Origin of the sequence: Chryseobacterium sp. C39-AII1, assembly GCF_039672645.1 — a bacterium.
Taxonomy (GTDB): domain Bacteria; phylum Bacteroidota; class Bacteroidia; order Flavobacteriales; family Weeksellaceae; genus Chryseobacterium.
Window position 1 is genome coordinate 290,847 of record NZ_JBDFPQ010000001.1, and the last position, 23,356, is coordinate 314,202.

A 23,356-nucleotide genomic window follows, 5' to 3' on the forward strand; every position below is an offset into this window, starting at 1 on the left:
GGCGGGAGTTTCTTTATAAAATACTTTGAATTTTTCTTTTGGCAATAAAAGCGTCGATTACGGAAAAGATGTGGTTACGGTCTTCCGCTTCAAATTTGTAGACTTCCAAAATACGACTGCTTGTATTTCTATCAATCTGAACATCTTCTTTACCGGGAAGGTAGTCCAAAGACACATCTAAAATATCTGCAATTTTACGAGCGATATCAATTGAGGGAAAAACTTCGTTTCTCTCGTATCTTCCCAATACATTTTTATGAATCTCCACTAGCGCGAGTGTCCCGCTCGTGCCAAGATAAAAATGTTAACTTTCGGATTAACATTTTTTGTCATAGCAAGAGGCTGTCCAAACTTTTAGGGCAGCCTCTTTATGTGTTAAAAACAGTTATTCCCTAAGCCGATTTTAAGCTTTATCTGCAAAAAGCAGAGGTCGACTTTAGAAAATCTTACAATGGAACTGGCAAAGAATGCAGCTTCTGAGCCCAATGTATATTACCTGCATGGTGATCACTTGGGAACTGCTAATTTTGTAACAGAACAACATGGAAAAGCTACTCAATTTTTCTTAAATTTACCATTCGGTGAAACGATGGCAGAGCAGATGATCGGAATTTATGATAATCCTTATAAATTCAATGCCAAAGAATTAGATAGCGAAACAGGACTGTATTATTATGGGGCTAGATATTATAATCCGAGATTAAGTATTTGGTATGGGGTGGATCCATTGGCAGTTTATAATCCGGTAATGGAAACACAGTTTTACGGAGATGGACAACATAACGGAGGAGTCTACTTTTGGGGTAACCTTAATCCTTATATTTATACCTACCAAAATCCTGTAAAATATATTGATCCTAATGGAAAGCAAGTAGATGCAGTCAAAAAATATTTAGGAAATCTTTGGAGTGATTGGAGTCCTTGGAGTCGAGCTGTGGAGAGAAAATCTGGAGAAAGTGAAAGTTCACAAAAGAGGCGATTAGGAGAATCAACGATCAGAAACATTAATGGGATAGCAAGAAGTTCTGCTACCTCAGAAGTTGGACATGCTGTTTTAGATGTTGGAGGATTATTACCAGTTATTGGAGAACCATTAGATGGGGCAAATGCTATATGGTATGCTGCCGAAGGTGATTATTTGAATTCTGGTTTATCTGCTGTTGCTATGGTACCTATAGCTGGATATGCTGCCACTGGTACAAAAATAACTATAAAGTCTCTGGTTAAAACAGATAGTAAGATATTAAAATTTGCAAAAGAAACATTTCAAGGAAATGAATTATTATCTAAAGAGGCTACTGGTCTTATTGAACAAGCTATGGGAGGTAATTTAAAAGCAGGAAGGGGAGCTAAAGATATAGGGAATGGAATATTTGAACTCAGAGGACATAATCAAGGTGCAAGGATTTATTATAGAATGAATGAAGGTATAATGGAAATATTGGGTTATTCTAATAAAGGTAATCAACAAAAAGTAATTGATGTTATTAAAAAGAAATATGGAAGCAAGTAATTTAGATTCAAATTATGATTTTTATGTTTTGTTTCCTGGAAAATATAATAACAGGGTAAAAGATATAGAAAAAGATATTATTGATATTTTTGTGATAAAAAAAACTAATTTATCTCTAGTATATACGGCTTCTTTATATACTATTAAAATTCTTAATGAAATGTTTAATAATGGATATATATATATATCAGAAAAAGGAATGGTAGTAATTAGAGATTTGGAGAGGAAAACTATTTATCAATGTATTGATGAAATGATTAATGAGGAGAATTTTCAAAATGTATTTTATGAAATTGGGAGTTATAATACAGTTTTTGGGGTAGACAATTTTAGATATGATTTACTTTGATCCAATAATAGGTATTAACAAACAACTTATAATAGTAAAGCCACTCGCTGAGTAGCACCCGATGTCTCGGATTTGTTATTCGTGAGGAGATAAAAAACAAACCCATCGCTAAACGATGGGTTTATTTTTTTAAGTGACAATATTTTTAGCTTGATTGTTTTTTATAAAAAATAGTTAACTACAACATAATGCAGACTTATGGTCTGTTTATAAAACTCTTTTATTTCCATATTCACTCTACTATTTTTAATAAAACTTGTTTAAAAGAAAATAAAAAAGGCAGTTTATAATTTATTTTTCATTCATGATTTTATCTTTTTCCTTCTGAAATTCGTCTTCAGATAAAACTCCAGAATCTTTCAACTCTTTTATTTTTTTCAGCTTATCATATTTTGTTTCAGAATTTGGTTGTGGAGATTTTTCGGTAGGTAAAAATTCATCGGGAACGATAATTTCACCGAACTTTATCGCGTTTTCCAAATCCACTTCATAGTTCATGATTCCGTTGCCTATTTTAGCATAATAAACAAAACCATTTCGTTTATTGCCTCGGGTCATCATTTTTCTTACTTTAAAAGTCAGTCCTGAATTACTTCTTCTGAAAGAATTTGCCTGATTGGCTAGTCCCTGATAACCTGTTGTAGAATAATAGTTGAACATCGAGGAAGCATTGGTTCTGATAAATTTGAAGTCTCCATCGTTCATGGAACCTGTCCCGATTTTTAAATCTAAACCTTCATATACCTTAAAACCTGTGGAGGTCGTAAGTGTATCATTTTCAAATTTTGGACTGTCTTGAGAATAATACATTCCAAAAATAAGAAAGGTGAAAATTAACAGTACTTTTTTCATTGTTTTATTTTTAATAATCAAAAAATTGAATATCAAAAGTAGAACAAGAGGAGCAGATTACCTTACGGGAATCCTTATCTGTAAAGGATTTTTTTTAAATATTGTTTTCTTTTTTAGTGGCATTTGCATAACGTCTTTTTTACCTTTTCTATTTGGAAAATGCAGATAATTTCCGTCGAGAATTAGAAAGCTATCTTTAATAGTATCATCATAAAGAATATCTTCAATTTGAAATTCAAAAAAATTAGAATCTGTATTTTGCTTTTTGAAGGCAATTTTTTCCTTCAGATTATAAGTTATGAATTGCAGTTTTGAAAAATCTCTTTTAGAAACAGTAATTATATTTTCTTTGTTCAGGATATGTTGTTTTCTAACAATTGGAGCCCAACCACAATTTCTTGTATATGGACTTTTCAGGATATTTACATAATCTCTTTTCTTATCAAAATAAACAGTTGCCATCCTGAATTGTAAACTGTCTGAACTTTTAGCCGGAATATAATTGATCTTAATAGCAATAGAATCAGAATTTATTTTAGATTCTTTCATTGTTACTTTTGCAAACTCTTGTTTAATTTTGGGATTCAACAGAACTTTATCTTCGGAAAGCTCCCAATTTCCGGTGTATTTCTTTCCTAACATATTATAAACAAATGTAGAATCTGCTTTGAGTTCCACATAGGTACCATACGGATTAAATTTTCCGATAAGACCTTCACCATAAATTCCTGTAATATCTTTTTTCTGAGAATACGATAAGGAGATGATAAAACTAAAAATAATCAGAAGGATTTTTTTCATGGCTAAAATTTTCTCCATTCCAGCAAAAACTCCGCCAATAATAGTATTGCGGAGTTTTTAATATCTTAATCTAAAATTTAGATTAATAATTATTTTATTTCCTTCAATTTTTCATCAAACAAACCAATCAACAGGCTATTTCCGTTTTCGTCAATTTTTATTCCGCCGTATTTTGCCTTTTCATATTTTTCGGCTTCACCTTCCTGAAAGAAAAAAGATTCTGCCCCGATATTCACGTTCCAGGAATTGGATGAGGTATATTCAATTAAATATTCGCCCTTTTTTAAAGGAAGCTTTTCTTTTTGAAAACGAACTTTGTTGGCAACTCCATTCTTGTCTAAATGAACCACGCAAAAACCTCTTTTAGGAATATTCTGTGCGCCGATATTTTCTGAAATGCTGTAACGTAAACTCATATAATCACCCTGCATCAGCGAACGTGGATCTACAGGAGCCAACGGAAGCAAAACAAGCTTTCCGTTTTTTAATAGTTCTTCCTTTTTTGATACCGAAAAATTAAAGTAAATCAGTAAAATAATCAGATTGAAGAGAATGATAAGCCATTTATATTTTTTCATCAGATTTCAGTTTTTTGTGGGTTAATAAATAAAGTCCCAAAAACAAAATACCCGAAGAAAATAGTAATATAGATTTGGTAAGTAGGGTAAAATGAAGATCATAATAGTATTGGGAAATAAAATAAATAAAGGCAATAATTCCGATGACCAGACTGGTTTTGTAATTCACCAAAAAACTGAGCAGAATAATTAAGATCGCTCCTGAAATAGCGGGTGATAAAATAGTTGACAAAAGTAAAACTACTGTTAAAATGTAAATTCCTGTTTTATGTTGCCGTTTATGAATTTTTAAAATTTCAAAAAGATGAGAAAGCAAATAAATGATGGAAATAATACAAAATGCAGACGTGATCCAAATATCTTCAAATGATGTTTCAATAAGATCAGCTTTACTCACAATAATCAATCCAGATAAAAATGAAAATACCAACGCAATACGAATAGGATCATATAGCTTTGAAAAGATACTGTTATAAGTAATGAATTTCGCTTCTTTTACATAAAAAACAGCCAACAATATTGCCAAACAAGAAGTATAAAGCTGAACAAATCCAAAAAATTCATTAGAAACAAGCAGTGTAATAATAGCACCGTTAATCATTAAAACCGAGATGAAGGTGAGAATATAAGTTCTCACAATGCACAGCGAAATTAAAGAAATCAATATAAAAATACAGCAAATGATATTTTCATGAACTTCCATTTTTTCGAGTCCGAATCCTAACAATATAAAACCAATGATGTAAGCAGAAATGCTCAATGTATCAATAATAATTTTGTCATGAACTTTGCTGATTCCGATTCCGAAACCAAGTGAAATAACCCCAAAGAATATCAATCCAAAATCTGAATCATACAATCCCGCCAACATCAAAAAGCCGATGAATGCTAAACTTGCTAAAATTCCGCCAAAAATAGAGAGTATTTTTATCGCTAAAGACTGATGATTGTCATTTTTCTGATAATCTGCCAGAATAGCATCTTCGTTAAAAAGAATTTCGCGGTTTTCCTTTGTCTGAAGATAATCTGTGAATGCTTTTATTTCTTCTTTAGTTTTCATTTTTCCACTTTTTTTGAAGGTTAATCAAATTCATAATTACCAAAGTCACGCTGATAATAATAAAAATGCTGACTAATAAAAACATTCCGATATCTTCCGACATCTTGAAAAGCAATGCGGAAATAATAATGATAAAACTTAACGGAATTACCGCGAGATAAAAGCCGTCTTTCGATTTTAAACCAAACCAGATTCCCAATACAAAAACTGCAATCACGATCGTCATTAAAACCGGAAATAATGGTTGATATGTATCTAAAATGCCGATAATAACTGCGAAGGTTCCGAAAACAGCAATTGCCAATCCCAAAACATACGTAAACCAACTCGGAACATTCTCAATTTTTTTATATTTTGATAACAGAATAGAGGCAATCAAAACCAAACTGTTGAATACGAAGAGAACAGCGGTTACAAATATTTCCGGCCATTCTTTCGCCACTTGCAGCGAATACAAGATGAATGTGGTATTGATTAATACTAAATACAGCAGCCACAGCGGCGCAAAGTTGGAAACCAGAACCCATAAAGTAATAAACAGCGTCCATGCCAAAAAGAAGTCGTAAGCATTCGCACCAGTCTGATAAATTTGTCCGAAAACGGCAAATAAAACGCCCACTAAAAATGCAGATCCTGTAAGAATAATATTTCGTGTGCTGCGTTTGAGTTTGGGAAGTAAAGCGATGATGGTGGTTAAAATAATAAGCGCTTCTGTTAATCCTAATTTAGCAAACTTGTGAAGATCTGCCCAATTGTAGGCAAAAAAGAAAATGATGCCCGCGGTGGTAAAACCTATTCCCAACGTCATCAAAAGTAGACGGAGAAATCTTTTCCAGTTTTCCAAATCGTTGTAAATTTTTTCCTTTAAAGCCCTATCAATCGCTTGCTCCGAAATAGTATGATGGCGATTGATGAGATGAATATCTTCCCGTTTAATATCTTTCATGTGTTTGGTGTTTTTCTTTATTTTAATTAAAACTAGACTGTTCTGCAGTTTGCTTATTTTCAATAGTTTTCATCATTGATAACAGCTCTTTTTTCATTACAAAATATTTTTTATGTAGAAAATACGGCAGAAAATTAACAGCACTCATCAGATATTGCAAATGCGTATCCAGATATTGATCATTATTAAAATAAATCAGGTCTTTTTCAATATAATATCTTAAATCTTTGATGGTTTGTTCCTCCAGATCTTCTGTTAATAAAGCATTATTGAGAAAAGGAAGAATTTCAGCTTTCAATTTTTCTTCTAATGGTTTTAATTTTTTAAAGTTGATTGAAATTTGTTCAAAAGGTGTTCTTTCACTGATAAATGCTGTGGCTGCAGCGACTTCTGTATATATTTTAAAACGATCTTCATATTCTTTATCGTAAGCGGCAAAACTATTATAAGCAGTTTCAAATTCTTGCTTTTTGCCAGATTTTTCAGCAGATTTTAAGAAATACGTATAAATATTAGAATCATTTTCAAGGATCTGAAGTTTTAATTCTGAAATTTGATGATCGATCTGTGGAATTAATTTTGTGGCTTCGTTGGCTTTGTATTTTTTTCCGTCGTAATCAAATGTTTTCAAAGGAATTTCTTTACTGATGACAGCTTCAATCGTTTTCTTATCACTTTCGAGTGCCAATAAAGTGTACACCAGTTCTACTTTTTCTTTGCTGAACAATTCTTCAAACGAAATATCACTTGCTGCTAGATTTTCTTTAGCATTAAAATCCGGGTTTTTATTGTCGTAATACCCGTTGAAAATTGTATCAAATGAATCTTTTTTGAATTGCTTTTCAAATTCTGAAGTAAATGTTTCGAAATCAAGATCAATTTTATCTTTTTGATATTTTACGTTGGAGAATAATTTTGTGGTAAGTTTTTCTTCAGTTGTAGCAAAATCTTTAAAAATATTTCGGGCGGGCTCATTTTCTGCTTCTTTTACAATGTTGAGGTTTCGAAGTCTTGCAATACGTTCTTCATGAGAAGGATGCGATGCCCATTGGTTTTCGATGACTAATTTTGATTTGTTGAAAAGGCTGGATTCAGAAAGTTTTACGTTCGGAAGATTGTTTTTGGTTTCCACTTCTCTTTGTTTCGCAAGGAAATTCATTACAAAAAACTGTTCTTTATAAATATTCTTACTTCCCTGATTTTTTGAAATTCTGTTTTCGTAAAAGTTGATTACTTTCTGATAAGATTCTGCGGCAAGCTCGATTCTCAACAAAGATTCTTCCAACGAAATTGATCCTGCAATATTGGCAGCAACTTCATCGGCATGAAACTCCATTTCTCGGGAAAGTGCCATGTGACGGATGTTCACAAATGAATACATCTTTACCAAAACCCACTGGATTTTACTTGTGATAAAAACCGCCAACATAGCAAAAAGTGAAAAATATCCGCTCATATTAGCCCATTGCTGAATAGAATTTCGATAAGACTCATCATCATTTACAAGGTTGAAAATAATTTTATTCACATTATACACATAACTTCCCACTTTCATCGAACGTTGCGAAAAGTGACCAAATTCGTGAGAAAGAACGGCTTTCAGTTCCTGTTTTGTTGAGGTATTGATTAGCCCAACGCCTATGGTAAGATTTTTTTTAATCGGAAAAAACATGCTCCAAAAACTGGAATCGTAGAAAACACTTGCATTAACATCGTATGATAAATATACTTTTTTGGGAAAATCGGTTCCGGCTTCTTTTACGATTTCATCAATCATTTTAAAAAGTTCCGGCTCGTCAGATTTGGTGATTTCTGTGAGATAGCTTCGATCATTAATATGTTTTTTAAACAAAAATTTAATGATGAAATAAAATACGAAAAGTCCGGTTCCCGCAAGTCCTAAGCCGAGCATTATCGTTACAAACATAGGTTTAATAGCAATCAGCCATATTCCTACACCAATACATGCCATCGCCAGCAAAATGGTGAAAAGAAACATGAGAATATAAACGATAATGAAGATGCTGATCGCGAAAATGGCAGATTTGCTTTTCTTCCTGAAATCTTCGGAAACTTGAATGTACATGGAAATAATTTTTTACAATAATAAGAAAAAATGATAAACTGCTTGATTTAGAATTGAAAAAGGTAAGCCCAGAGGTTTGATTTGTTGCTTAAATAACAAAACCTCCGACATTTTTAGCGGAGGTTTGGGATTTTATCATTTGTGTGTATTGGAGGGTTTTGATTCTTTCTCATCATTTGTGTTTAATGAAGAATCAAAAGGTTAATTTTTTAATAGTTGTCTTATTTGTTGTTACAAAGATAGTTTCTGAAATACCTATGAACATAATAAAAGATGTAGATATATTTCGTTTTGGTTGTAGATATTTATCGACAAAATGATATTTAGTTAATAATTTTTACTTCCGGATTGTTTTCTGCTTTTCAATTGAAAAACATTTCCTTCAGGATCTAAGCCATCGCACAACCAAAAATCATAATTTTCAAAAGTTTTTATTTCGCGCATTCTTACGTTCTTTGAAAGTAATTCGTTTCGAGCCGAAAGGATGTCAATATCAATCTCGAATATCAGTTTTGTATTATTATCAAGCTGATGATCTTTTGAAATTTTTTGTAAATATTTTTCGCCAATTTTATGAAATGCAATATGAGACGAACCTGCATTCAACAATGCCCAAGAAGAATCTTCTTCAAGAATTGTGAAATTAAAATGTTCAACATAAAAATTTTTGATTAATTCTACATTTTTTACGTAGAATAAAGTGGTGTCGAGTTTTGCGTTCATTGTGGATAATTTGAGAAAATATTGAGCAAGAATTTATTAAAGTTAAAGAGAATTTTTATTTTGTTCTGTTTAATTCAAGAGCTGTTTGAAATCCTCCAATTGCTTCAAAAACTTCATCTTGATTTCTTTTATCTGTCCAGCCTTTTTTAGCTAATTCGTGTCTAATTTCAGACTCAGATTTCTCTTGTAATGCATGATAATAAGCAAAATCTGTGACTTCAAAAGGCACTCTTTCAATAAAATATTTAGTTAAAACGGAAACCATTCTCAGATAAAGGATAACTCCTGTTAATCCTAATTGTAAAATCCAACTAAGCACCCAACCAAACCATCCCAGATTGATTTTATTTATTGTAAAACCTTGTGTAAATCTTATTTGTAGGAAGTTGCCAAATCCAATTCTTTCTAAATTATTTTCACGCAAAATTATTTCATATTGAAAGTATTGATTTGATAAATATATGAGAATAATCATAGCTGCAAGTAAATACTGAAGCTTATTGAAATCTGTATAATTAGAAAGTTTAATTAAATATTTCATGATAAAAGCTATGGTTATGGCTACTAAGAATTCGAACAAGCCAATAAAATATAAGCCTTTATTTGAAATGAAGGCAATAGCAAAACCAAGAATTAAGGAAAGAATTAATCCGCCAACAACAGGAAGTGTAATGTTAGGCTCTTTTGCCTTGATGGGCTGGGGTAACGTTTCAGGAATGATATAATGTTCCCAGTTTCTTTCCTTTTGTACTTCTTTTTCAAGCTCTTTCAGTGATTGCCTGTCAAAACTTTTTAATGTTTCCTGATAAGCGAAAATAAATAGTTTTACTCTTTTAGAATTTTTTCCAAAATCCCAAAATTCGCTGCCTAATGATTGACTTTTTACAAAAATATTACCATGTTTAAAAGTTGCAATAATAGCCTCTGTGTAGCGTTCATTCATCAAAGTTTGTTCCTTTCGTTGGGCTTCAATACAATTATCATCTTTATAAACAACTTCCCAGCCTAATCTTTCAAATGCTTTCTCTGCGATAGCAATAAATACTATTGCATTTACATCTGTTCTGAATTGTTCTTCATATTTTGGCGTAAAAGCTATACTGTGCTTTCTAGGAATGTTTTTTTCGTAATTTTTAAGAATGTCCTCCATTCGTAGCTTTGAATTATGGTTATTAAATTTATGCTTTTTGAGAGTAAATATAGCTTAAATGTTTCTTTATTAATCAAAACGATAAGGATAGCCAATTTCCTGAAGATCATTTTCCAGTTGTTCCCAATCTTCCAGCTCGTCAACGAGGTTTAAAACCATTTCTTTGGTTACTATTTCTCCGTTATAGATTTTTGTGACCGTTTCTAAAGGAATTCCGGATTCATTATAACTATCTTCAAAATATTCTGTTGCCCAGTCGATGTAAGTTTGTGGATTTCCATCAAATATATTCAACATTTCTTCAGAAGAATCTTCATTATTTTCAATTTCTCCTGTTTGCCAATGGTTTTCATGAGTTGTCCACAAACAAAATGTTGTTCCAATTGAATTGACTGGTTCTCCAAAAATAAATTCATGAAAAACTTGAGGTAAGTTAGCTGTTAATTTATGTTTGTCAGGTTGTTGATATTCGTGGGCAAAACCATTAATCACACAACCATTTTGTGGAAATAAAATAAGCATTTGATCTCCCGAACCGTCCCGCATTTCGAAAAACTCTTCATGATCCGACCATTGGTTGTTGTAAGAATAATAACGATATTCCCATTCCTGCGATAAAATAGCATCTAAAACAGAGATAGCTTTGCAGATGGTTTTTAATTGTTGTGGAGAGGGTAAAAGTGAAGGGTTTTTGGTTGAGATCATGGTTTAAAATAAAAAAACTAATTTAAGTATTAAATCTCAATCTCCACCCAATTCATCCAAACCTGTTCTCTGTCATGATTATTCTCAAAGTTTTTCAACATAAATTCACGATTATACTTTATTTTGTTTTTAAAATATAATTTTCCGTTGACATAAATTTTAATTCTCTTTTTGAGATTAACCATTTCAGGTGAAATATTGATTGATAAAGAAGAAATATTGGACGTTTCTAATTGGAAAGTATTATCATGAAATTCCGCTTTTATTTTTGCCGATTTTCTCGGAAAATCAAAAGCATTTTTGTTCACAATTTTCGTTTGTAAACTGTCTTTTGTATCGTATTCCAGCCATTTGGTGATTTTAAAGTTTAATTCTTTATTTTTTTGATAAGAGTTTACAGTATCTAATTTTATATTTGAAATCCAGTCGATCGCATCATATTTTTCATCATCAAATTCCCATGAAATTTTTTTAGGAAGAGGATTTCTCTTTCGTTGAATTACATCATCAAAAAGAATTTTATAAGCAGGTTCTGATTCATCAAATTGTGGAAACCAATGTGGAAATCCATTATATCGATATTCTTTATAATCTGCGGAAATACTTTTCATCAGTTGCGTAAAATCATCATTCGCATTGGGAGGATAATAATAATCTTCATCCGTAGAAAAGTTGATAAACGAACGGTTTTTAGCATTTTCCACAAAAGTTCCTCCAGTAAAAACTTTGGGATAGGTGTTAAATCCATAAAAGCCAGCAAACGGAGTAGGCTTTTTCATCAGATACGAAAAAGAACCTGTAGCTCCATTGGAATGCCCTGAAATAAAAACTTTATTATCATCAATATTAATGGCTTTTTTTATTTGTTTCAACATTTCGGGAACCATAAAAAATCCATTGTCGGGAGCCATCCAGTTGTATTGCTTACTGCCTTTAGGGAAAACGAGAATCACATTATTTTGGTCTGCATATTGGGTGTAATATCGGTTCCAACCGTCTAAATTTCCGTTGGCGAACTGATAATCTGTCAGCGCATTATTTTTTACGGCACCATGCAGGAAAAAAAGCAACGCATATTTTTTTTCAGGCTGATAATTTTTAGGTAAATGAATGAAATACGATGTGGTGGCTGAATTATTTATTTTAAATGAAATAGAATAGTCCCGATCTTTTTTAACCTGATATGGATTGAAATTCCTAATGGCTTTATAAAGTGCTTCCGGATTTTGAATACCTTTCAAATCATTTGGATTGATGCTATAAAACTCGTTTTCCTTTTCTTTTAAATCATGATAAAAATTTTCTTTATCCTGGAGTGCCTTTTGTTTCAAATCTTTCCATCTCGGGTCTGCCAATAGATTTTTATATTCTCCATCCGAATATTTTCCGGCTAAATAAATCCAGCCCGGATAACCGTCTTCTGTGGTTTTCATCGCGGCCAAAGGTGTTAAATATTGAAAGGCTTTATCATTATTTTTTAATTCAGAAGCCAATACCGAAGCTTTATAGAGACCAGTTCCGTCTATATGATCGGGATATGTTGCAAAGGCATTTTCGTACATGTCTAACGCCTTTTGATAATCCTGTTCCGTTTTGGCTTTCCACATTCTTTCCAATGCTTTTCTCGTTAAGGATGAATAATTTTCCTGTGCTTTTGTAAAAAAACAAGACAAAACCAAAAATACGGTGACGTAAAATCTCATGACTATTAATTAATGAGACAAAACTAAAAATATAAACTCACAAAAACTTGTAAAAATGGAACATGAGAGCTAAGGTTCCAAATGCCAGAATGTATCTTCTTTTCCTAAGATTGTTCCTTTGTTGAAAAATACTGTAGGGGATTTTTGCGTCAGGTTTTTATAAATTTTATTGAAATGTGACTGATCATTAAAATTAAATTCGTGTGCTAGCGTCGTGAAATTTTCATCAGGATTTTCAAACAATTTTTTGTGGATGGTATTTCTGAAAAGTACAATTTCATAGAATTTTTTAACGGAAACGCCTAAATGTAATTGAAAAACACGATTAAGGTGTTGCCTGCTGATTCCTACTTTTTCTGAAACTTGTGCCACCGAAAAATTTTCCTCTGCATTAAAAATAAACTGAAGAGTTTGCTCTATAACTGTATTTTTAAATAAAATAAATTTTTTGGTTAAAATAGAATCTAATGAATTGACCAGAATTTCTGTATCTGTCGTAGAGAAAATTTCATGCAATTCAGCTTCATTAAAAAATTCACCATCAAGAATATAATCAGCGAAATTGAGGTTTCTATAGAACTGCTGAATACCCAACGGATGAAAAACAAGAACGATTCTATACACTTTCCCCGACTGTTTCACATGCAGTACCTTTTCCCGAATCGGGGTGAAAATCTGAAAGGGTTTAGCTTTTTCGTTAAAAATAATTTCTCCGTTTTCTGCCCGAATATGAGATTGATACAGCGAAATTGTGTTGTTGAAATGAGGAAAGCAATCATATTCAGTCACCTTATTATTTGGTTTAATATCCAAATAATAATAATCTACATATTTTTTTATGGTAGAATGTCTTGGCTTGAATGTTTTAAATATTTCCTGCATTTTACACTAGCAAAAATAAATTAATAAATTTTTTTGTACTCAATTCTTTGCTAAAAATTCGAGTATAAAAAGACTCGTTTTCGAGGGAAAATAACTTCTAACCTCAAGCTTCCTTCTTCCGGTCTATTAATCTTATCTCATAACTCTAATCTTCTGTAATTCTCCTTTCTCATTTTTATAGGTAAAAATGTAAGTTCCGCGACGTACTTTTGTTAAATCTATATTTTTGTTGTAATACGCAACGTCTTTCCAGATTTCTTTCCCATCCATTGTATAGACAGTAAATTCAAACTGGTTGCTGTTGTTTTTATTGCTGATCACGAAACCGTCTCTTTGGGCATTGGTATACACTTTTGATTTAAATACATCTTCATCTGTATTTTTAGTAGAAAGTGCTTATTCGCTAATATCGGCAACCTGAATGCTTTTAAGAGCAGATTTGGTTGAAGACGTCGTACTTCCGCCAACGATGTATAATTTATTGTTATAAATTTCTGCAGCAGCATGTCTTCTGGGAATCATATTGGATGATAACTGATGCAATTTATTGGTTTCTGTATCAAAATAGGCCAGAAAAGTTTGATTATTATACCCTCCAGCAATAAAAATCTTATTACCGGATACCGCCAATGAATGACCGGAAATCGGAGCAGGCATCGTATACTGTTCAGTCCATTGATTTTTGTTGAGATCGAAAACATTGACCAAACGGGACGACGTACCGTTAAAACCACCGATGACATACAACTTATCATTCACAATTTTGCCTTTTGTTTCTCTGGCTGTGGGCATATCGGGTAATGGATTCCATGTATCTGAAGCAATGTCATAGTATTGGAATCTATTGGAAAATACAGTGGTTGCAGCATTGTTTAGTCCGCTGCCGCCGAACGTATATATTTTGCCGTTGTGGATGGCGGAACCTGCATTTCCTGTGTAGGCTCGATTAACAGCTCCTTTCGTTATTTTATTGGTTTCAAGGTCTAGAATTTCAAGATGGCTATTTCCCCAACCGTTAAAAATATAAATTTTATTATCGTAAGTCTCCGAATTGGCGAATCTTTTGGGAAACAGCGTAGAGTTGATGATACTCCAGCGGTTGTCTTTAATATTGTATTTCTCGATAAAATTAGCATTACCATCAGTACTTTTATAACCATTGCTCACATATATATTATCATCTACAATGACACTGCTTATCGCTCCTCTGCCGATAGACATATCTGAGAGATGTTTGAAATTTAGGGTTTGTGCATTTGCGAAGAATAAGCCGAAAATTGAAAGGAGGAATGATTTTGTTTTCAATGGTGTTGGGATTTGGTTTTAAAGATAGGGAAAAGTGACGGATTGTGAATTTTCAATATCGAGTTTGTTTTGAAATGGAAAACCATTCTTACAATTGAGCGGCTTTATATTGATTGATATGAGCACCAGCTGGAGATAATATAAAACTACATCGTAGAATAGTAAAATGACATCGCAACAAAGTGAAGTTACATTGCAAGAATGTAAACCTACATCGTAAAAAAGCGAAATGACATCGCAACAAAGTGAAGTTACATTGCAAGAATGTAAAGTTACATCGTAGAAAAGTAAAATGACATCGCAACAAAGTGAAGTTACATTGCAAGAATGTAAACCTACATCGTAAAAAAGCGAAATGACATTACAAAAAAGTGAACTTACATCGCAAGAATGTAAAACTACATCGTAAAAAAGCGAAATGACATCGCAACAAAGTGAAGTTACATTGCAAGAATGTAAAATTACATCGTAAAAAAGTGGAATGACATTGCAACAAAGTGAACTTACATCGCAAGAATGTAAAACTACATTGTAAAAAAGAGGAATGACATTGCAAGAATGTTGTTTTATAACGGAAGAATATTAATCTACACTGCTATAATATAAAATGAGATTTTAAAAAGATAAAGTTTAACTGAAAGAATATTGAATTTCTCTTTTCTTTTATTGCTACTCTTGGATGTTAGATCCTGCGGATTTATAATCTGTTCTTAATATTATCGAGGTTGTTTTAAAATGAAAAACCTCTCTTGGAATTGAGCGGTTTTTAAATTTATTGATACGAGCGAGACGCTGGCAACAGAAGGGGGTATACTTTAGAATTGAAAATAGCTTCTTTATAATTAAATTTTATTCATTATTTATTCTTTCTAAAATCTTAGGAATTTCCTCATAATCTTCATACCATATAATATTAACTTTTAATTCATTCATTATCTCTTCATTTAATTTATGATGCCGTTTTAGAAAAATTTCTGCACTTTTCCTATTTTTAATTTTTTCGATTTTTATTTTCGATTTTTTTCCATTTTCATCAATTTCATCAATTTCCTGATATATAAATTTATCTAAAGATAGACGTCCCATAAATGCATAATGTCGATTTTGTTCAACATTTTTTGCGGAAATGTCAAGAAGTCTTCTTAGGTTTGGGTCTGTCATGGACAAGCCAATCATTAAACAATTATTTTCTTTTAAATTATATAATTGAATGAGATTGGACCAATGGTATGGGTCTGAGTATATATGATGATACCCTTCTTCTGAAAATACTAAAGTAGTTTTATCTAATGCTTGATACGTATTTCTATTTTGAGGTAAAAATCCGTGAACATGGTATATTGGTAATTCATCTGGATTTGGATTTTCATTGTCTGTATAGATGCTATGATATTTTATTGATTTCAGATTTAAGTTTTTTTCTAATAAATCATCAAAATTATATGTAACAACTGATTTTACACGTGCACCATTTTGTCTTGGCATACAAATATTAGTAATATTAGAGAAAAGTTCAGAATTTTCTTCTTTTGTCTTGTCTCTAAGCTCATAAAGACCTTTTGTTATAGTTTTAATAAATGTTTCATCTGTTGTTGATTGTTTTGAGAGTCCTTTTCTTAAATATCTTGCAGACATTAACGCTGATTGCTCATCTATTTCATTTAATCTATCAACAATTTCGTTTATATCATTATCAGATATATTATCAGTACTATTGAATTCCTTAGTGAGATATGATACAAATAAAGAATTTAGTAGTTTACCCCAATTGGGCATTCCTGCGCTACTTGATACACCTGCTCCTAAAAATAAAGAAAACTGTCTATTTTTATACGTATCAATCAGCGCCAAAATAATTTTCTCTCGATCATCTTTCCAATCAATATTTTCATTCTCTATTACTTGCTCAATTCTTAAAGAAAAAATATTATCAACAATTTTTTTAACTTCTGTTCTATGCTTATAAGCAATTTTGTTTAGTTCTTCTGGCCCCCAAATGATAAATTCCAAATTGCTATTAAGTAACTTTAATTCTTCAAGATATTTTTGTTTAATATTTTCACTAATAGGTCTTGCATGGATTATCAAATAATATTTAGGTTCTAAGTTTAACAATTCATCTAAGAATGTGAAATTTTTTCCAAAAAAATACCTTACGGGAAGTTTTCCAAAATTTAATTTTATATCAATAATCGTTGCGCCATTGAATTTATCAAATCCTTCAGTAGCTATTGCATCTATAGGGGTTCTATTATTTTCAATGTACCTTATTTTTTTATTTTCATCATTTAAATGAATTTTTAATAGATTTAATACAAAAGTTTTAAATTCATAAAAATTGTTTTGCCCAGTACCAATTTTAAGAAGAATATCATCAATGAACATATTTTAGTTTAAATGTTAATAGTTTGTCTATCAAAAGTAAACAATTTATACATACTCTACTCATTTCTAACAGTTTTTTGTCTTCAAAAAACTTCACTCTCCAATCTTTACACTTTAAATTATTTTTAAAAGAATAATTCTTTATTGAATCAATGTTGGAAGGGTATGTGTGGTAAAGAGATGTTTTTTTTAGTAATGTTCAGGATTTTTAATATCAAATTCTTATGAATACTTTCAAAATCAATATTCATCACCGCAATAATATAGATTAATATCATTTGTTAATAGAAGTTTAAAAAGTCTCCATGAATTAATAGCTTCTTTTAATATTTCTTTTTCCAATTTTTTATACGTATACATTCATATGTCCTAACTGATTCTTACGAGAAACTATAATCTAAAAAAACCGCCCTACAACGTAGAACGGTTAGTATATTAAATTGTCTTAGCGACACGCTACTACATCATTCCTGGCATTCCACCACCCATTGGCATAGCTGGTTCTGCGCTCTTCACTTCAGTGATTACACATTCAGTTGTAAGAAGCATTCCAGAAACAGAAGCTGCGTTTTCAAGGGCAACTCTTGTTACTTTCGTAGGGTCGATGATTCCTGCTTCAAGCATGTTTACATACTCGTCAGTTTTAGCGTTGTATCCGAAGTCTCCGCTTCCTTCTGCAACTTTAGCAACGATTACAGAACCTTCTCCACCTGCGTTGGCAACGATTTGTCTCAATGGCTCCTCGATTGCTCTTTTTACGATTTTGATCCCTGTATTTTCATCAGCATTAGCACCAGAAAGAGCCTCTAAAGAAGCGATAGCTCTTACTAAAGCAACACCACCACCTGCTACGATACCTTCTTCAACTGCTGCTCTTGTAGCGTGAAGTGCATCATCAACTCTGTCTTTTTTCTCTTTCATTTCAACTTCAGAAGCTGCACCTACGTAAAGAACTGCAACACCACCCGCTAATTTAGCCAGTCTCTCCTGTAGTTTTTCTTTATCGTAATCAGAAGTAGATGTTTCCATCTGAGCTTTGATCTGAGTAACTCTACCTTTGATTTTGCTTTCTTCACCACCACCGTTTACGATCGTTGTGTTGTCTTTATCGATAGATACTTTCTCAGCAGTTCCCAACATATCGATAGTGATATTTTCCATTGTGAAACCTTGCTCTTCAGAAATTACAGTACCACCTGTAAGGATTGCGATATCTTCCAACATTGCTTTTCTTCTGTCTCCAAATCCCGGAGCTTTTACAGCAGCAATTTTAAGAGAACCTCTTAATTTGTTTACCACTAAAGTTGCCAAAGCTTCACCTTCAACTTCTTCAGAGATAATTAATAAAGATTTACCACCTTGAGCGATTGGTTCAAGAACTGGAAGTAATTCTTTCATTGAAGAGATTTTTTTCTCAACTAAAAGGATATATGGATTTTCTAGTTCAGCTAACATTTTCTCAGGGTTAGTCACGAAATATGGTGATTGGTACCCTCTGTCAAACTGCATACCTTCTACAACGTCAACCGTTGTATCGATACCTTTAGCTTCTTCTACCGTGATCACACCTTCTTTACCAACTTTTCCGAAAGCTTCAGCGATCAAAGCACCGATTGTTTCGTCGTTGTTAGCAGAAACTGAAGCAACTTGCTTTACTTTATCTGTAGAATCTCCAACAGCTTGAGACTGAGTTTTTAAGTTTTCAACAACAGCCGTTACTGCTTTGTCGATTCCTCTTTTCAGATCCATTGGGTTTGCACCTGCAGCTACGTTCTTAAGACCTTCTCTTACGATAGCCTGTGCCAAAACAGTAGCGGTAGTAGTACCGTCTCCTGCGATATCATTAGTTTTGGAAGCCACTTCTTTTACCATTTGCGCTCCCATGTTTTCTACTCTGTCTTCAAGTTCGATTTCTTTTGCAACAGAAACACCGTCTTTAGTTACGTGAGGTGCACCGAAAGATTTTTCGATTACCACGTTTCTACCTTTTGGTCCTAAAGTTACTTTTACTGCATTAGCCAATGCATCAACACCTCTTTTTAAAGCGTCTCTTGATTCAATATCGAATTTTATTTCTTTTGCCATTGTTTTAAGCTTTAAGCTTTAGGCGGTAAGCAGTAAGCTTTTCACCTTTAAGCTGTTAATTATTATTTAATAATTTTTTTCTAAGTTGTATAATTTTTTGTCTGATTAAATTCAGTTTAGGATTAAGGCTTGATAATTTATCTTCGGATGTGAAACCCAAATCGCAAGAAAGAAGAAGCAAATATTCAGTTTCGTTTGTTGAACCTAAGCTTATTTCTAAAAATCTTGCAAATTCTTTATCGGTTGATCTTCCACAACCTTCAGCAATATTTGTTGGAATAGAGACAGATGCTCTTCTTATTTGAGAGGTTAAACCAAAAAGCTCAGATTTAGGAAAATTTTCAGAAACAATATAAATTTCTTTTACCAACTCATGGGCGATTTTCCAAGTATCGTATCTTTTGTAGTCTCTCATGCCTATTGCTTATAGCCTAAAGCCTACTGCTTAACCAATAATTCCTAAAAGATCTCCTTCTTTTACAATTAAATAATCCTTTCCTTCTAATTTCAATTCAGAACCTGAATATTTTCCATAAAGAACTTTGTCACCTACTTTTACAGTTGTAGGCTCATCTTTTTTACCTGGACCAACTGCCACTACAGTACCTTCTTGAGGTTTTTCCTTTGCTGTGTCTGGAATAATAATACCTGAAGCTGTTTTAGTTTCTGCAGCGATTGGTTCTACCAAAACTCTGTCTGCCAATGGTTTAAAGTTTACTGACATAATATATTTAATTTTTTAATTATTTCTGTGTTGTAATTCCCTAAATGCGTGCCATCGATTGTTCGTGACGGAAATGGCAGACTTTATTTTCCGGGAGTGGAAATTTTGGCAGAAAAAAAGTCACCTGTTTTTGAGGTGACTTGTATTTTATTTATGACAAGAATCTTTGTAATCGTCGATTAATTTTTTATAAATATCAGTGTATGTTTCTGATTTGTATTTCATATTAATTCTTGATGCTTCGGCTCCTTTTTTTCCTTTCAAGGCTGCTTTTCTTTCATCATCGGTTGCTCTTTTCTTTTCCTTAAAAGTTTTATTCGAGAAATAATCTTTTTGTCTTGCTTCATCCACTTTTTTTAGAAATTCAGGGCAGTCGGCTCCAATCATTTCGTAGGCTGTGTAAAACTTTTTGTATAATGTTTTAAGATTGAATAAATCTAAAGCGCTCAACGAAGGATAATCGACAGGCGCGATAGCAACCGTATCATCGGGCTTACTCAAATAAATCATTACATACATCAACTGACAATTGTCTTCGTTTCCGTTAAAACCTGCCGCGAAATTATTTCCAAAATCTGCCTTACACATCATGCTTCGGTAACCGTAAAGGTTGATGGCTCCTTTTTCCATCAAAGGAAGCATCAAGACTTTTCCTTCAGATTCCAGCTCCTGATCTTTGTTGATTTCTTTTACAAGACGTTTATCCAGTTGAAATTGTTCCTGCGTTTCTTCATTAGTATAAAGCAGACTTTTAATATCCGAAACAGGGATTAATTGTACCTGAGCATCACTTTTAGAAGATTTAAATTTTACTTCTTTTCTGTCCAGATTCGCATATTTTTGACCTTTTCCCATGATGCTGAAAGTTGCTACATCGGGAAGCATAAAATCTTGTGCAAATCCTTTTTTCGTACTTCCGTCTTCCATTAAAATTTCAATAGGAATAAAATCTCTTTTTCCTGTGTAAAATTGTAAAGATTGGGCGAAAAAGTTCTGTGCAGAAAGAATAAACAGCAATAAAAGGCTAAGTTTTTTCATGGATATTTTAAAGTTTTTTATCGGAAGCAAATCTAAAAAAAAAGTATCCAGAATCTGAATACTTTTATTATTGAAATCAATTATTTTTAATTTTTCTTTCCGGCTGCCTGCATCGGGTTTACTCGTCCGTTGGACGCTCCTCTTGCATTTCCGCCTTCTTTTTGTTTAAATAAATCGAATTTAGAAACCTGTGCATTTCCGCCATCTGCACTCCAAAAGTTATTCGAAGTATCAATATCAGCCGTTTCTCTCATGGGATCGAGCTGAATAGATTTTAATTTTTTATCAAAATAGAACGTTTTTGAAACTTTCTGCTCATTTTGTCTCCAGATTTGAGCCGAAGTTTTGTCTTTCAATTTTGTTCCGTCTTCAAAAGTGAATTCAAGAATAATCGGCATTACCAATCCGCCCTTGTTCGTAAAATCAATTTGATAAGCAGTGATATTTTTGAATTGATCTTTATCTTTTGAGCTTAAAGGTTCAGAAGCTTCTGTTTTAACGATATATTCTTTCGCAGCATCTACTTTTTCCTGACCTCTGTCGTATCTGTAATAAAAATCCTGAAGTTCTTTATCTTTATCTACCGCAAAGTTGATGGTTTTATCTTCTTTATTTCTGATTTTAGAAAGGTCTTCAAAACTATTTACAGCAGGTTTATCTACATTGTATCTTACCTCTCCAACGGATTTCGGAGTTGTGGCTAAATCTGGTGTGGCAATCGTTACTTTATCAATCGAAATGTCTACAGGATCTGTTCCGTAAAACCATCCTCTCCAGAACCAATCTAAATCTTCACCACTTGCATCCTCCATCGTTCTGAAAAAATCTGCAGGTTCAGGATGTTTGAAAGCCCATCTTTTAGCATACGTTTTAAATGCTTTATCGAAAAGCTCTCTTCCCATAATGGTTTCACGAAGAATATTCAGTCCTGTTGCAGGTTTTGAATAGGCATTCGGCCCAAATTGAATAATGTTTTCAGAATTACTCATAATCGGTTCCAACTGATCTTTTGGAAGCTTCATATAATCCACAATCGTCCAAGCCGGACCTCTTTTGGAAGGAAATTTATTGTCCCATTTTTCTTCTGTTAAGTATTCTGTAAAGGTGTTCAAGCCTTCATCCATCCAGCTCCATTGTCTTTCGTCGGAATTCACGATCATTGGGAAAAAGTTGTGTCCCACTTCGTGAATAACCACGCCGATCATTCCGTTTTTAGTTCCTTCAGAATAGGTTCCGTCTTTTTCCGTTCTTCCGAAGTTGAAACAGATCATCGGATATTCCATTCCGTTGGCAGCTTCTACAGACTGCGCTACGGGATACGGATAAGGAATTGTAAACTCTGAATACGTTTTGATCGTATGAGCAACCGCTTTTGTTGAATATTTTCTGTATAAATTATAAGCTTCTTTTGGATAGAAACTCATTGCCATTACCTTATTGTTATTTTCAGGAATCGTAACACGCATTCCGTCCCAAACAAATTTTCTTGAGGAAGTCCATGCAAAATCTCTCACGTCATTTGCTTCAAAATTCCATGTTTTTCTTTGTCTTGAATGATTTTTCTCTGCTTTTTTAGCTTCATCCAATGTTACAATTTCAATCGGTTCGTTCGCGTTTTCAGCTTTTCTGTATCTTGCCAATTGGTCTGAACTTAAAACCTGATCATAGTTTTTACATTCGCCTGTTCCTCCCACAACGTGATCTGCAGGAACGTTCATCGAAACTTTAAAATTTCCGAAAACTAAAGCAAATTCGCCTCTTCCTGTAAACTGATGATTCTGCCATCCGTGGAAATCGCTGTAAACACACATTCTAGGATACCATTGCGTCATCGTATAAAGATCGTTTCCGTCTTCGGGGAAGTTTTCGTAACCGCCACGACCGCCTTTTTCCATTCTGTTGGGAATGTTGTAATTCCAATCAACTTTAAAAGTTAGCTGTTCGCCTTTTTTTAAAGTTTTAGGCAAATCAATACGCATCATGGTTTTGTTCACCGTATATTTCAAAGGGTTTCCTGAGGCATCGGTTACTTTTTCCAGATTTACACCGTATCCGTTATCTTTTGCAGGAAGTTCTGTTACCTTTAAATGTTGTGTTGTCGTATTTTTCGGCAGGGTAGAAGAAGATTGGTAATCTGCATTCTTTACATTAGACTGCTGATTTTCATCCAACTGAAGCCAGATATAATCCAGATCATCCGGAGAATTGTTATAATAGGTAATTGTTTCTGAACCTTTCAGATTTCTTTTATCTTCATCCAGATAAGCTGTGATGTTGTAATCTGCCCTGTTTTGCCAATAGCCGTGTCCGGGCGCTCCGGAAGCTGTTCTGTAGATATTGGGCGTGGGAAGAATAGTACCCAGCTGCTCGAATTTATTTCCGTGATTACTTCCCGGATTATTCTGAATATTCTGAGCAGAGGCGCCTGTATATAACAAAACTGAAAGCGCAGTTACTTTTAATTTCATAGC

The 23,356-nt window shown here is 32.9% G+C and carries 22 protein-coding genes; 2 read left to right on the forward strand and 20 right to left on the reverse strand.

The features are described 5' to 3' along the window. Nucleotides 1-13: 13 nt before the first annotated feature. The gene (locus ABEG63_RS01200; RefSeq protein WP_346582322.1) at nt 14-268 is read right to left on the reverse strand and encodes a helix-turn-helix transcriptional regulator; all 255 of its coding nucleotides are present in this window, start codon (nt 266-268) and stop codon (nt 14-16) included. Nucleotides 269-451: 183 nt separating this feature from the next. Here ABEG63_RS01200 and ABEG63_RS01205 point away from each other — a divergent pair, with 183 nt between their 5' ends. Next, on the forward strand, nt 452-1,513 hold the full coding sequence (locus ABEG63_RS01205) for an RHS repeat-associated core domain-containing protein (protein ID WP_346582324.1): 1,062 nt from the start codon (nt 452-454) through the stop codon (nt 1,511-1,513). Next, nucleotides 1,500-1,862: a hypothetical protein gene (locus ABEG63_RS01210; RefSeq protein WP_346582325.1), complete on the forward strand. Its 363-nt coding sequence runs from the start codon at nt 1,500-1,502 to the stop codon at nt 1,860-1,862. The genes ABEG63_RS01205 and ABEG63_RS01210 overlap by 14 nt, the downstream gene beginning before the upstream one ends. 291 nt (nt 1,863-2,153) lie before the next feature. Here the strand turns inward: ABEG63_RS01210 and ABEG63_RS01215 are convergent, their stop codons facing one another. The 19 genes from ABEG63_RS01215 to ABEG63_RS01305 all read right to left on the reverse strand — a co-directional run bounded on the left by ABEG63_RS01215 (nt 2,154) and on the right by ABEG63_RS01305 (nt 23,353). Further along, nucleotides 2,154-2,714: an SHOCT domain-containing protein gene (locus ABEG63_RS01215; protein ID WP_346582327.1), complete on the reverse strand. Its 561-nt coding sequence runs from the start codon at nt 2,712-2,714 to the stop codon at nt 2,154-2,156. A 57-nt stretch (nt 2,715-2,771) separates the two neighbouring features. Then, nucleotides 2,772-3,515, reverse strand: a complete 744-nt coding sequence (locus tag ABEG63_RS01220; protein ID WP_346582328.1) for a hypothetical protein — start codon at nt 3,513-3,515, stop codon at nt 2,772-2,774. 89 nt (nt 3,516-3,604) lie between these two features. Next, nucleotides 3,605-4,093, reverse strand: a complete 489-nt coding sequence (locus ABEG63_RS01225) for a GDYXXLXY domain-containing protein (protein WP_346582330.1) — start codon at nt 4,091-4,093, stop codon at nt 3,605-3,607. Next, on the reverse strand, nt 4,080-5,153 hold the full coding sequence (locus ABEG63_RS01230) for a DUF4401 domain-containing protein (protein WP_346582332.1): 1,074 nt from the start codon (nt 5,151-5,153) through the stop codon (nt 4,080-4,082). Before ABEG63_RS01230 ends, ABEG63_RS01225 begins: the two co-directional genes overlap by 14 nt. After that, nucleotides 5,143-6,099: a DUF2157 domain-containing protein gene (locus ABEG63_RS01235; RefSeq protein WP_346582334.1), complete on the reverse strand. Its 957-nt coding sequence runs from the start codon at nt 6,097-6,099 to the stop codon at nt 5,143-5,145. The genes ABEG63_RS01230 and ABEG63_RS01235 overlap by 11 nt, the downstream gene beginning before the upstream one ends. A 22-nt stretch (nt 6,100-6,121) precedes the next feature. Continuing rightward, nucleotides 6,122-8,185, reverse strand: coding sequence for a M48 family metalloprotease (locus tag ABEG63_RS01240; protein ID WP_346582336.1), 2,064 nt, complete (start codon nt 8,183-8,185; stop codon nt 6,122-6,124). A 327-nt stretch (nt 8,186-8,512) separates the two neighbouring features. After that, nucleotides 8,513-8,908, reverse strand: a complete 396-nt coding sequence (locus tag ABEG63_RS01245; RefSeq protein ID WP_346582338.1) for a hypothetical protein — start codon at nt 8,906-8,908, stop codon at nt 8,513-8,515. A 55-nt stretch (nt 8,909-8,963) separates the two neighbouring features. Then, complete coding sequence (locus ABEG63_RS01250; RefSeq protein ID WP_346582340.1) at nt 8,964-10,058, reverse strand: hypothetical protein; 1,095 nt, start codon at nt 10,056-10,058, stop codon at nt 8,964-8,966. A gap of 69 nt (nt 10,059-10,127) precedes the next feature. Continuing rightward, nucleotides 10,128-10,763, reverse strand: a complete 636-nt coding sequence (locus ABEG63_RS01255) for a hypothetical protein (RefSeq protein ID WP_346582342.1) — start codon at nt 10,761-10,763, stop codon at nt 10,128-10,130. Nucleotides 10,764-10,792: 29 nt separating this feature from the next. Beyond that, nucleotides 10,793-12,466 carry a hypothetical protein gene (locus ABEG63_RS01260; protein WP_346582344.1) on the reverse strand — a complete coding sequence of 558 codons (1,674 nt, stop codon included), beginning with the start codon at nt 12,464-12,466 and terminating at the stop codon, nt 10,793-10,795. Nucleotides 12,467-12,535: 69 nt separating this feature from the next. Beyond that, nucleotides 12,536-13,348: a helix-turn-helix domain-containing protein gene (locus ABEG63_RS01265; RefSeq protein WP_346582346.1), complete on the reverse strand. Its 813-nt coding sequence runs from the start codon at nt 13,346-13,348 to the stop codon at nt 12,536-12,538. Between the two features lie 132 nt (nt 13,349-13,480). Further along, complete coding sequence (locus tag ABEG63_RS01270) at nt 13,481-13,699, reverse strand: T9SS type A sorting domain-containing protein (protein WP_346582347.1); 219 nt, start codon at nt 13,697-13,699, stop codon at nt 13,481-13,483. Nucleotides 13,700-13,744: 45 nt separating this feature from the next. Then, nucleotides 13,745-14,569: a kelch repeat-containing protein gene (locus ABEG63_RS01275; protein ID WP_346582349.1), complete on the reverse strand. Its 825-nt coding sequence runs from the start codon at nt 14,567-14,569 to the stop codon at nt 13,745-13,747. Nucleotides 14,570-15,502: 933 nt separating this feature from the next. Further along, a complete protein-coding gene (locus tag ABEG63_RS01280; RefSeq protein WP_346582351.1) occupies nt 15,503-17,038 on the reverse strand; it encodes an SIR2 family protein in 1,536 nt (511 codons plus the stop codon). 459 nt (nt 17,039-17,497) lie between these two features. Next, nucleotides 17,498-19,123, reverse strand: a complete 1,626-nt coding sequence (gene groL, locus ABEG63_RS01285; RefSeq protein WP_346582353.1) for a chaperonin GroEL — start codon at nt 19,121-19,123, stop codon at nt 17,498-17,500. A 55-nt stretch (nt 19,124-19,178) separates the two neighbouring features. Beyond that, entirely contained in the window at nt 19,179-19,538 is a 360-nt protein-coding gene (locus ABEG63_RS01290) for a four helix bundle protein (protein WP_346582355.1), read from the reverse strand. Between the two features lie 30 nt (nt 19,539-19,568). Continuing rightward, entirely contained in the window at nt 19,569-19,847 is a 279-nt protein-coding gene (locus tag ABEG63_RS01295; RefSeq protein WP_039369684.1) for a co-chaperone GroES, read from the reverse strand. A 147-nt stretch (nt 19,848-19,994) separates the two neighbouring features. Next, on the reverse strand, nt 19,995-20,885 hold the full coding sequence (locus tag ABEG63_RS01300) for a hypothetical protein (RefSeq protein WP_346582357.1): 891 nt from the start codon (nt 20,883-20,885) through the stop codon (nt 19,995-19,997). Between the two features lie 86 nt (nt 20,886-20,971). Next, the gene (locus tag ABEG63_RS01305; protein WP_346582360.1) at nt 20,972-23,353 is read right to left on the reverse strand and encodes a M1 family metallopeptidase; all 2,382 of its coding nucleotides are present in this window, start codon (nt 23,351-23,353) and stop codon (nt 20,972-20,974) included. Nucleotides 23,354-23,356: the final 3 nt, after the last annotated feature.

Bases quoted from the DNA above. Each gene is read 5' to 3' on its own strand.
- ABEG63_RS01205 (WP_346582324.1), top strand. From the start codon at position 452: ATGGAACTGGCAAAGAATGCAGCTTCTGAGCCCAATGTATATTACCTG.
- ABEG63_RS01210 (WP_346582325.1), top strand. From the start codon at position 1,500: ATGGAAGCAAGTAATTTAGATTCAAATTATGATTTTTATGTTTTGTTT.
- ABEG63_RS01215 (WP_346582327.1), bottom strand. From the start codon at position 2,714: ATGAAAAAAGTACTGTTAATTTTCACCTTTCTTATTTTTGGAATGTAT.
- ABEG63_RS01220 (WP_346582328.1), bottom strand. From the start codon at position 3,515: ATGAAAAAAATCCTTCTGATTATTTTTAGTTTTATCATCTCCTTATCG.
- ABEG63_RS01225 (WP_346582330.1), bottom strand. From the start codon at position 4,093: ATGAAAAAATATAAATGGCTTATCATTCTCTTCAATCTGATTATTTTA.
- ABEG63_RS01230 (WP_346582332.1), bottom strand. From the start codon at position 5,153: ATGAAAACTAAAGAAGAAATAAAAGCATTCACAGATTATCTTCAGACA.
- ABEG63_RS01235 (WP_346582334.1), bottom strand. From the start codon at position 6,099: ATGAAAGATATTAAACGGGAAGATATTCATCTCATCAATCGCCATCAT.
- ABEG63_RS01240 (WP_346582336.1), bottom strand. From the start codon at position 8,185: ATGTACATTCAAGTTTCCGAAGATTTCAGGAAGAAAAGCAAATCTGCC.
- ABEG63_RS01245 (WP_346582338.1), bottom strand. From the start codon at position 8,908: ATGAACGCAAAACTCGACACCACTTTATTCTACGTAAAAAATGTAGAA.
- ABEG63_RS01250 (WP_346582340.1), bottom strand. From the start codon at position 10,058: ATGGAGGACATTCTTAAAAATTACGAAAAAAACATTCCTAGAAAGCAC.
- ABEG63_RS01255 (WP_346582342.1), bottom strand. From the start codon at position 10,763: ATGATCTCAACCAAAAACCCTTCACTTTTACCCTCTCCACAACAATTA.
- ABEG63_RS01260 (WP_346582344.1), bottom strand. From the start codon at position 12,466: ATGAGATTTTACGTCACCGTATTTTTGGTTTTGTCTTGTTTTTTTACA.
- ABEG63_RS01265 (WP_346582346.1), bottom strand. From the start codon at position 13,348: ATGCAGGAAATATTTAAAACATTCAAGCCAAGACATTCTACCATAAAA.
- ABEG63_RS01275 (WP_346582349.1), bottom strand. From the start codon at position 14,569: ATGTCTATCGGCAGAGGAGCGATAAGCAGTGTCATTGTAGATGATAAT.
- ABEG63_RS01280 (WP_346582351.1), bottom strand. From the start codon at position 17,038: ATGTTCATTGATGATATTCTTCTTAAAATTGGTACTGGGCAAAACAAT.
- groL (WP_346582353.1), bottom strand. From the start codon at position 19,123: ATGGCAAAAGAAATAAAATTCGATATTGAATCAAGAGACGCTTTAAAA.
- ABEG63_RS01290 (WP_346582355.1), bottom strand. From the start codon at position 19,538: ATGAGAGACTACAAAAGATACGATACTTGGAAAATCGCCCATGAGTTG.
- ABEG63_RS01295 (WP_039369684.1), bottom strand. From the start codon at position 19,847: ATGTCAGTAAACTTTAAACCATTGGCAGACAGAGTTTTGGTAGAACCA.
- ABEG63_RS01300 (WP_346582357.1), bottom strand. From the start codon at position 20,885: ATGAAAAAACTTAGCCTTTTATTGCTGTTTATTCTTTCTGCACAGAAC.
- ABEG63_RS01305 (WP_346582360.1), bottom strand. From the start codon at position 23,353: ATGAAATTAAAAGTAACTGCGCTTTCAGTTTTGTTATATACAGGCGCC.